The organism is Halomonas marinisediminis, assembly GCF_004347715.1.
Classification (GTDB): Bacteria; Pseudomonadota; Gammaproteobacteria; order Pseudomonadales; family Halomonadaceae; genus Halomonas; species Halomonas icarae.
In genome coordinates this window covers 1-276 of record NZ_SLTR01000416.1, presented here as the reverse complement: position 1 = coordinate 276, position 276 = coordinate 1, and the positions used below count along the sequence as shown (strand labels likewise).

1 protein-coding gene is annotated in these 276 nt (G+C 70.3%); it reads right to left on the bottom strand.

Annotated features, from left to right (window positions below; all coding sequences use genetic code 11):
* Positions 1-276: PLP-dependent transferase (locus tag E0702_RS17220; protein ID WP_205742047.1), on the bottom strand; the 276-nt coding region annotated here is incomplete at both ends.

The following is a 276-nucleotide window of genomic DNA, read 5'->3' as shown; positions in this document are numbered from 1 at the left end:
GCGTGGGTCATCCGGCCCGGGTGCTCGATGAGGGACTCGACGCCGCCGAGGGACTCGGCCAGGGTGAAGATCTTCGTACGGCCGCAGACCGCGACGGCCTCCTCCTCGCCACCGGCGACCTGGAAGGAGATCATGCCGCCGAAGTTGCGCATCTGCTTGGCGGCGACCTCGTGGCCCGGGTGCTCGGGCAGGCCCGGGTAGAGGACCTTGGTGACCTTCGGGTGGCGCGCCAGCACCTCGACGATCTTCGCCGCGTTCTCCGCGTGCCGGTCCATG